This is a genomic window from Citrobacter sp. TBCS-14, from assembly GCF_005280805.1.
In the GTDB taxonomy this organism is placed as follows: domain Bacteria; phylum Pseudomonadota; class Gammaproteobacteria; order Enterobacterales; family Enterobacteriaceae; genus Citrobacter; species Citrobacter gillenii.
In genome coordinates this window covers 1-212 of the sequence record NZ_SZWM01000102.1, presented here as the reverse complement: position 1 = coordinate 212, position 212 = coordinate 1, and the positions used below count along the sequence as shown (strand labels likewise).

The 212-nt window shown below is 37.7% G+C and carries 1 pseudogene; it reads right to left on the bottom strand.

Features of this window, described 5'->3' with window-relative positions:
* Positions 1 to 102: 102 nt before the first annotated feature.
* Positions 103 to 212: pseudogene (locus FDX22_RS00565) on the bottom strand (PTS fructose transporter subunit IIB); the annotation flags it as partial.

The following is a 212-nucleotide window of genomic DNA, read 5'->3' as shown; positions in this document are numbered from 1 at the left end:
ACGGGATCATCCACGAAATTCCCGTTAATAAATGTCTCTTTATTTCCTGAGATAGCGGAATTTTATTTTCACTCATGTGAAATCCCTCCAGAATGAGGATCGCTACTGGTTGGTGTTAACTAATGATTTTTCGACCTTTTCAAGAAACTGAATGGGCGACTTTATGACGATTTCGGTTTTTACTCGCACAATACGTTTATTTGAAAATCGCT